We start from the raw sequence: 8,152 nt of genomic DNA on the forward strand, positions 1-8,152 counted from the left end.
GCTGTATTGGCAAAAACAGACAAACTCAAGCAAATGCTTGTTATAAAAAGATAAGACAATGCATCAAATAATTTTTGTTACAATAGACTTTAGATTAAACGGGATAGATGGATAGGCATGATCGCAACCTCAATTGAGCAAATACCCAAGATTGTTTGTTTTGATGACAGTCCACGTGGACGTCTACTGCAAGGTGCTGCCTATCTATTTTATAAACAAGGTTATGACAAAACCACGGTTCGTCAGCTCGGTGAATTTATTGGCATTCAATCGGGTAGCCTGTTTCATCACTTTAAAAGCAAAGATGAGATTCTGGCGACAGTGATGGAACAAACCATTATCTATAACTTCGCCCGCTTAAAAGAAGCGGCTGAACGCTCAGAAGATCCTGAACAGCAGTTACGTCATCTCATTAAGGCTGAATTACTTTCCATTGCAGGTGATACAGGCGCTGCGATGGCCGTATTGGTGCATGAATGGTTTGCCCTTTCCAAAGAAAAACAAGACTATCTTTTGAAAATGCGTAATGAATATGAGCAAGTTTGGCTGGATGTGATTGAAAAACTACGTGCACTAGGTAAAGTCAAACATGATGCTTTTATCTGGCGTCGTTTGCTCGGCGGTTCGATTTCTTGGACTGTCACGTGGTACAGACCCGAAGGTAAAGTCAAAATTGATGAATTGACTGACATGGTTTGGGAAATGGCGGTGAAATGAGTCCAGTCTATTTACGTAAGCCTCAACTCAGCGATTTAGCTGAAATCAAACATGCCTACTCAAATAGTATTCATCTACATCGACCGTGGACCTATGCTCCGACTGATTTTGGACACTACCTCGCTCAAGAACACCGTTATTTTGTCTGCTTAACAGAAAATCACGCCATTGTTGGCACCTTTAATATCTCCAATATTATTCGTGGTCACTTCCATTCTGCTTATTTAGGTTATGAAGCCTTTTATCCCTATGCAGGTCATGGCTATATGCGACAAGGGCTGCAACTGGTTTTACACGAAGCATTTCAAACACTGAATCTACACCGGCTAGAAGCCAATATCCAACCTGAAAACCGCCCCTCTATTCGTCTTATCGCAAATGCAGGTTTTATAAAAGAAGGTTTCTCTCGCCAGTACCTACGAGTCGGTGGGAAAGAATGGAAAGATCATGAACGTTGGGCCATTTTAAATACCGATTGGACCGATAAAAAATATCAAGCCTTCTAAAATTGATCCCAATTTAAGTACGACACAGCTTATCGCTCACGTCTAATCGTCTATATTCGTTTCATTAGAAACCTGTTATTGTTGTTAAACATCAAATGATTATAAGAATTAGTAAAAATGAATCCAGTACAACACGCCAATATTTCGATGAAGCGTCGTGGGGGCGAGCTTGAAGATTATATTGACATTCATGCTTTAATCGACAGTACCAAAATGCTATGTACCGACAATCGTCATCGTATCCTGCATACTTTTTGGGGTGTCCAGGAAGTCATTATTCCGATCTTCGGTCATCACTTCAAAAACAGTGCTGGGAATAGCATTGAGGTTAAGGATCTGTGTGAAAAAGATCACCTATTGGTTGATTTTCATCACCGCTTTATTCCAACCATTGGCGATTTTGTTGCAGCCATGCAGCATATCCCGACAGATGGGTTAGCGAAGCGTCTAGAAAAATTTCATGCCGATGTGATTGACGATCCAAAGCTATCAGCAACACTGCTCTCTCCGTTATCGGTGACGGGACAATTAAAGTCGCTATTGATCACACACAACAGTTGGTTTATCAATACCATTCTTCCGATGATGGGAAAAGGTGAAGCCAAATTTATTGATTTTGATATTGGTCCTGATTTCTTTTTCAATCCAATGCGTTTTGAACTCTGGATGGACAATGGCATGGCTGTGCCACCGAGTGCAGCTAAGCTGCAAGAATTAAAAACTAAAATTGCTTAACTTAAGGGGAAATAAAAATGAGCAATATCCAATACGTGATTCGTCAAAATGACTTTGCTTACAATGACGAATGGCATCTAACCAACTGCGTTTCAACTGGGGCAATCAAACAGATTTATACAGATAAAGTTGAAGCAGAAAAGGCCTATAAAAGCTTAGTTGTTGAGGGCTTATATTATGATGAACTCTGTAACTATGACATCGGCAATGGTGAAGTAGATGATGAGGTCTACAAAAAACTTGAAGCTTTGGTATTAGAAAAAACGGGCAAAAAATTTGATATCGGAGATGGTGAAATTCCAAAGCTGAATGAAGATGATGCTTTCGCGTTTGCCCAAATTTCCGGCATTGTCTGGTACCAACTTATAGAAGTCGATGCGGCACAACCGTGCTATGTCCTCTGGATCAACTCAGAAGAAGACTATTTTTCTGGCTATGAAACTGGCAGTATTATTTCTAGCCAAGATGAGAACTTCAGTGATGTTTCGTGGCAATCCAATATTTATGCGATGGACTATGAGTTCGAAGCCTTGATGGATAAACCCCTTGTAGAGTTAAGCGATAGCCCATTGTTATTAAAACAGTTTATTGAGCAAACTGCAGATATTCGCTATGACGCTGAAAAAGATAGCATCGAAGGTATCGCACTCGACAACATAAAATTTATTGATATCAAAGCACTTAATTCATTTCTAAAACAACCCATCTTTGAAATCCGTCAGATTTCTTTAGAAGAATTGGCTGAACTGGAATAAATTTTAAAATGAAAAAAGTGCGGTGTTTTAACCGCACTTTTAACGAACAACGGAATAAGTTTAATAACCCAATTGCTTACTAATTAAATCCTTCATAATCTCTTCTGCGCCCCCACCAATCATATTCACCTTCACTTCACGATAGATTCGTTCAGATTTGGTACCGCGCATAAAGCCCATACCTCCGAGCGTTTGTACCGCAGCATCGGCACAAAATTGCATGGTTTGAGTCGCAACATTCTTCAGCATACAAATCTGGGCGATCAGTTCACTGCCCTGCAATTCAGGCTTACCCAAGCGATAAGCTGTATCCTCAAGTAAAGCACGGGTTGCGGTCAGACGAGTGGCCATGTCCACCAGCTTATGACGCATGACCTGATGATCGACCAGACGCTTGCCAAAGGTTTGGCGTTGCTGTGCCCAATCCAATGCTTCCTCATAACAAGTCAGGGCAAAACCATAACTACTGGCCGCGAGAAAAAAACGTTCCATATTAAAGTTATTCATAATCACCAGAAAGCCCATATTTTCAGGACCTAATAAATGGCTAGCAGGTACTTTGACATTCTCAAAATGCAAATGTGCGGTATCTGATGCCCACCAACCCATTTTATCCAGTTTGGTTTTGCTGATCCCTACACTATGTGCATCTATGAGAAGCATGGATATACCATTTGCCCCTTTCGCATGCAGATCAGTACGCACTGCCACTGAATAATAATCCGCTCGCATCCCTGAAGTGATAAAGGTTTTTTCACCACTCACCAGAAAATAATCACCTTCACGCACTGCCTTGGTTTTAAGTGAAGCGACATCTGAACCACCTCCTGGCTCAGTAATCGCCAATGCCGAGATCTTTTCACCTGATAAAATCTGAGGCAGCACCTGAGCTTTGACCACTTCATTGGCAAAGTGCTGGATGGGTGGCGCGCCAATGGTATGTGAAAGTAAGGAAGCAGCTAGACCACCCGAAGCACATTTTGCTAACTCAATCGAAGATAACAACGTATAAAATGCATCTGTACCCGCAATTCCACCATATTGCTCTTCAAAACCTAATCCCAACAAACCAATATCTGCAGCTTTCTTATAGAGCTCTCTAGGAAAAGTTTCGCTTTCATCCCATTCATTGATAAAAGGCGAAATTTCTTTTTCAACAAAACGTCGAATACTCTTGGCAAATTCAAGATGCTGCTCGTTATAGTACAAAGGATTAAGGTGCATATTCTGCTTCCTAGCAATTATTGATCATTGTTTACTGAATGAACACTAAAGTAGCAAAAGCAGAAAAACCAAGCAAGCGCTTGGCAAAATTAAAGATTAAAAAACATCTCAAAAGGGTCATCGAGTCATAAAACTATATTTTTAATCGACCACGAAATCCGCGGGTCGCATAATAAGATTGTGCGCCGTTGTGATAGGTAAAAACACGGCCATAACGGCTATCACAAAAAATTGCACCGCCCAATTTACGTACATCCTCAGGCGTTTTGACCCAACTTGAGGTTTTTAAATCAAAATGTTCAACCGATTGTAATTGCTTATATTGTTCTTCCGTGAGTAATTCAATTCCAATCACTTCCGCAACTTCAACCGCATTGTTTTCGGGCTTATGTTCTTTACGTGCATCCAAAGCAGCACGATCATAACAAAGGCTTCTACGCCCTTTGGGTGTTTCCACGGCACAATCATAAAACACAATTTCAGATGATTTTGAATCAAATGAAACCACATCTGGCTCTCCACCAGTATCTTCCATTTGATTGAGTGACCATAACTTTTCTGGCTGCTGTTGTAATCGATCTTCAATATCAGCCCAATTCAAGTCTTTATGACGATGCATATTTTTTTGAAAACGCTTTTTTAATCCGTCTAGTAGTGCTGCAACTTGTTCTGGATCTAACTTTTTATGCTTGGTCATTTTTGTTCTCTAGATTTGATGATTACACCGAACGTCCATCAAAATGATTAATCTTGATGCTTTCCAAATCTAAATCTTCGATACACCTGATATTAAGGGCATACATTTTATTGCCTTTAGGATCAACGCCAACTGCATAAGGATGAATGCCACAGCTCGTGCAGAAATGATGATCGATCACATGTTTATTAAATTGATAACTCGCTGATGCATCTTCTTGGACTGAAATATCAACCTGATCCGTAGGTAAAAACCATAATAACGAGCCTTTTCTTTGACAAATCGAACAGTTACATGACAATGCCTCGGTTAACTCCCCCTGTACAACAAAGGAGATTTTTCCGCAGTGACAACTTCCCTTATATTCCATTTTCTTTTCCTTTTTTAATTTTTATCTAGTATTAGTACATTGCTTATAAAAGTTCAAATGTGATTCTGTTAATCAATACTTAGACAGGGCTACCTCCAGAAATGTTGGCATTGTTGACACTTAGTTCCATGTTTATAAAAAAATAACGGAAAACCAAGTAATAAGAAAACTAAATATGCAGGCCGCTTCCCTTCTGTATAAGACTTTATATCTGTGCTTCCGCAATTAGGACAACTTTCACTTGCTCCAAACTGATGTTCTAATTCTTGGCTAAAGTCTTGTGCCAGTAACGCTTTCGCTTCATCTGCATAATGCTCAGGAACTAATAAGCGAACCCCACCTAAAGCATTGGAGTAAAGCCAATCCATATTAATGGTATGTTCATTTTCAATACGAGCTGGAATCTCAGCTGCTTCTAATTGCGTTTTAGCAATCTGAGCTTCATAAGGAAATGAAAAGCTTTGTACTACGATCCAAGCCATATCAGAAAGCCCATAAAAAACTCAGTATATAAAATTACACACGATAAAAAACACCCCCTAACGTTAGTTAGGGGGTGTTCGTATTTAAAAGCTGGCGATGACTTACTCTCACATGGCAAGTGCCACACTACCATCAGCGCTAAGAGGTTTCACTTCTGAGTTCGGGAAGGGATCAGGTGGTTCACTCTTGCTATTGTCGCCAGCAAACTGTTGTGGTGCTTTCGGGTCTTATTCATGGTGTATTCATCATATGCCTTACTTACGGTCCAAAGAGTTATTAACGGATTAGTTAATTGAGTCGGTATTGTAACTAGATTTCACACTAAATCAAGTTATGTATTGAATTTATCTTGAATACAACAACTGTTTGGGTGTTGTATAGTCAAGCCTCACGAGCAATTAGTATTGGTCAGCTTCACACGTCACCGTGCTTCCACACCCAACCTATCAACGTCCTAGTCTCGAACGGCTCTTTAGAGGAATAAATTCCTAGGGAAATCTTATCTTGAGGTAGGCTTCCCGCTTAGATGCTTTCAGCGGTTATCCCTTCCGAACATAGCTACCCGGCGATGCGACTGGCGTCACAACCGGTACACCAGAGGTTCGTCCACTCTGGTCCTCTCGTACTAGGAGCAGATCCTCTCAAATTTCCAGCGCCCACGGTAGATAGGGACCGAACTGTCTCACGACGTTCTAAACCCAGCTCGCGTACCTCTTTAAATGGCGAACAGCCATACCCTTGGGACCTGCTTCAGCCCCAGGATGAGATGAGCCGACATCGAGGTGCCAAACACCGCCGTCGATATGAACTCTTGGGCGGTATCAGCCTGTTATCCCCAGAGTACCTTTTATCCGTTGAGCGATGGCCCTTCCATACAGAACCACCGGATCACTAAGACCTACTTTCGTACCTGCTCGACTTGTGGGTCTCGCAGTTAAGCGCGCTTTTGCCTTTATACTCTACGCGTGATTTCCGACCACGCTGAGCGCACCTTCGTACTCCTCCGTTACTCTTTAGGAGGAGACCGCCCCAGTCAAACTACCCACCAGACATGGTCCTCGCCCCGGATTACGGGGCAGAGTTAGAACCTCAACATTACCAGGGTGGTATTTCAAGGACGGCTCCATTAGAACTAGCGTTCTAACTTCAAAGCCTCCCACCTATCCTACACAAGTAAGGTCAAAGTTCAATGTCAAGCTGCAGTAAAGGTTCACGGGGTCTTTCCGTCTAGCCGCGGGTACACTGCATCTTCACAGCGATTTCGATTTCACTGAGCCTCTGCTGGAGACAGCGCCGCCATCATTATGCCATTCGTGCAGGTCGGAACTTACCCGACAAGGAATTTCGCTACCTTAGGACCGTTATAGTTACGGCCGCCGTTTACTGGGGCTTCGATCAAGAGCTTCGCTTACGCTAACCCCATCAATTAACCTTCCAGCACCGGGCAGGCATCACACCCTATACGTCCACTTTCGTGTTTGCAGAGTGCTATGTTTTTAATAAACAGTTGCAGCGGCCTGGTTTCTGTGGCTGCCAATAGCTCAGGGAGCAAGTCCCATCACCGTCAGCAGCGTACCTTCTCCCGAAGTTACGGTACCATTTTGCCTAGTTCCTTCAGCAGAGTTCTCTCAAGCGCTTTGGTCTACTCGACCTGACCACCTGTGTCGGTTTCGGGTACGATTCCTGTGTAACTGAAGCTTAGAGACTTTTCCTGGAAGCATGGTATCAGCCACTTCACTGTACAAGTACAGCTTGCTATCAGCTCTCAGCATAGAGCACCCCGGATTTGCCTAAGATGCATGCCTACTGCCTTCCACCTGGACAACCAACGCCAGGCTGACTTAACCTTCTCCGTCCTCTCATCGCATTACACAGAAGTATTGGAATATTAACCAATTTCCCATCGACTACGCCTCTCGGCCTCGCCTTAGGGGTCGACTCACCCAGCCCCGATTAACGTTGGACTGGAACCCTTGGTCTTTCAGCGAACGGGTTTTTCACCCGTTTTGTCGTTACTCACGTCAGCATTCGCACTTCTGATACCTCCAGCATACTTCTCAATACACCTTCATCGGCTTACAGAACGCTCCCCTACCACTTGACTTAAAGTCAAATCCGCAGCTTCGGCACATAGTTTTAGCCCCGTTACATCTTCCGCGCAGGCCGACTCGACTAGTGAGCTATTACGCTTTCTTTAAAGGGTGGCTGCTTCTAAGCCAACCTCCTAGCTGTCTATGCCTTCCCACATCGTTTCCCACTTAACTATGATTTTGGGGCCTTAGCTGGCGGTCTGGATTGTTTTCCTCTTGACTACGGACGTTAGCACCCGCAGTCTGTCTCCCGGATAGTACTCATTGGTATTCGGAGTTTGCATCGGTTTGGTAAGTCGGGATGACCCCCTAGCCGAAACAGTGCTCTACCCCCAATGGTATTCGTCCGAGGCGCTACCTAAATAGCTTTCGGGGAGAACCAGCTATCACCAGGCTTGATTAGCCTTTCACCCCTATCCACAAGTCATCCCCTGGCTTTTCAACGACAGTGGGTTCGGTCCTCCAGTTAGTGTTACCCAACCTTCAACCTGCTCATGGATAGATCGCCTGGTTTCGGGTCTATACCCAGCAACTAAACGCCCTATTAAGACTCGATTTCTCTACGGCTCCCCTAT

Annotated in this window: 8 protein-coding genes and 2 rRNA genes; 4 read left to right on the forward strand and 6 right to left on the reverse strand. The window is 43.2% G+C overall.

All coding sequences use genetic code 11. The annotated features are described in order from the left end of the window. Positions 1-117: 117 nt before the first annotated feature. The 4 genes from F907_RS15830 to F907_RS15815 all read left to right on the forward strand — a co-directional run bounded on the left by F907_RS15830 (position 118) and on the right by F907_RS15815 (position 2,713). A complete protein-coding gene (locus F907_RS15830; protein WP_005244401.1) occupies positions 118-717 on the forward strand; it encodes a TetR/AcrR family transcriptional regulator in 600 nt (199 codons plus the stop codon). Next, positions 714-1,223: a GNAT family N-acetyltransferase gene (locus tag F907_RS15825; RefSeq protein ID WP_005269148.1), complete on the forward strand. Its 510-nt coding sequence runs from the start codon at positions 714-716 to the stop codon at positions 1,221-1,223. Before F907_RS15830 ends, F907_RS15825 begins: the two co-directional genes overlap by 4 nt. A gap of 117 nt (positions 1,224-1,340) precedes the next feature. Continuing rightward, complete coding sequence (locus F907_RS15820) at positions 1,341-1,958, forward strand: DUF6915 family protein (protein ID WP_005269146.1); 618 nt, start codon at positions 1,341-1,343, stop codon at positions 1,956-1,958. Positions 1,959-1,975: 17 nt separating this feature from the next. Next, the gene (locus tag F907_RS15815) at positions 1,976-2,713 is read left to right on the forward strand and encodes a hypothetical protein (RefSeq protein ID WP_016651234.1); all 738 of its coding nucleotides are present in this window, start codon (positions 1,976-1,978) and stop codon (positions 2,711-2,713) included. A gap of 60 nt (positions 2,714-2,773) precedes the next feature. On the opposite strand, the gene F907_RS15810 is transcribed toward F907_RS15815, so the two are convergent. From F907_RS15810 to F907_RS15785, 6 genes are all read right to left on the reverse strand, one after another. Beyond that, positions 2,774-3,937, reverse strand: a complete 1,164-nt coding sequence (locus F907_RS15810) for an acyl-CoA dehydrogenase family protein (protein ID WP_016651235.1) — start codon at positions 3,935-3,937, stop codon at positions 2,774-2,776. Between the two features lie 133 nt (positions 3,938-4,070). Then, complete coding sequence (locus F907_RS15805; RefSeq protein ID WP_016651236.1) at positions 4,071-4,634, reverse strand: DUF4256 domain-containing protein; 564 nt, start codon at positions 4,632-4,634, stop codon at positions 4,071-4,073. A gap of 22 nt (positions 4,635-4,656) precedes the next feature. Then, on the reverse strand, positions 4,657-5,004 hold the full coding sequence (locus F907_RS15800; protein WP_016651237.1) for a GFA family protein: 348 nt from the start codon (positions 5,002-5,004) through the stop codon (positions 4,657-4,659). Positions 5,005-5,093: 89 nt separating this feature from the next. After that, complete coding sequence (locus F907_RS15795) at positions 5,094-5,486, reverse strand: putative signal transducing protein (RefSeq protein ID WP_016651238.1); 393 nt, start codon at positions 5,484-5,486, stop codon at positions 5,094-5,096. Positions 5,487-5,575: 89 nt separating this feature from the next. Then, a 5S ribosomal RNA gene (gene rrf / locus F907_RS15790) occupies positions 5,576-5,690 on the reverse strand. Between the two features lie 174 nt (positions 5,691-5,864). Next, positions 5,865-8,152 (reverse strand): 23S ribosomal RNA (locus F907_RS15785); the annotation flags it as partial.

The sequence above is a fragment of the Acinetobacter colistiniresistens genome (assembly GCF_000413935.1).
In the GTDB taxonomy this organism is placed as follows: domain Bacteria; phylum Pseudomonadota; class Gammaproteobacteria; order Pseudomonadales; family Moraxellaceae; genus Acinetobacter; species Acinetobacter colistiniresistens.

Bases quoted from the DNA above. Each gene is read 5' to 3' on its own strand.
- F907_RS15830 (WP_005244401.1), top strand. From the start codon at position 118: ATGATCGCAACCTCAATTGAGCAAATACCCAAGATTGTTTGTTTTGAT.
- F907_RS15795 (WP_016651238.1), bottom strand. From the start codon at position 5,486: ATGGCTTGGATCGTAGTACAAAGCTTTTCATTTCCTTATGAAGCTCAG.
- F907_RS15810 (WP_016651235.1), bottom strand. From the start codon at position 3,937: ATGCACCTTAATCCTTTGTACTATAACGAGCAGCATCTTGAATTTGCC.
- F907_RS15815 (WP_016651234.1), top strand. From the start codon at position 1,976: ATGAGCAATATCCAATACGTGATTCGTCAAAATGACTTTGCTTACAAT.
- F907_RS15805 (WP_016651236.1), bottom strand. From the start codon at position 4,634: ATGACCAAGCATAAAAAGTTAGATCCAGAACAAGTTGCAGCACTACTA.
- F907_RS15800 (WP_016651237.1), bottom strand. From the start codon at position 5,004: ATGGAATATAAGGGAAGTTGTCACTGCGGAAAAATCTCCTTTGTTGTA.
- F907_RS15825 (WP_005269148.1), top strand. From the start codon at position 714: ATGAGTCCAGTCTATTTACGTAAGCCTCAACTCAGCGATTTAGCTGAA.
- F907_RS15820 (WP_005269146.1), top strand. From the start codon at position 1,341: ATGAATCCAGTACAACACGCCAATATTTCGATGAAGCGTCGTGGGGGC.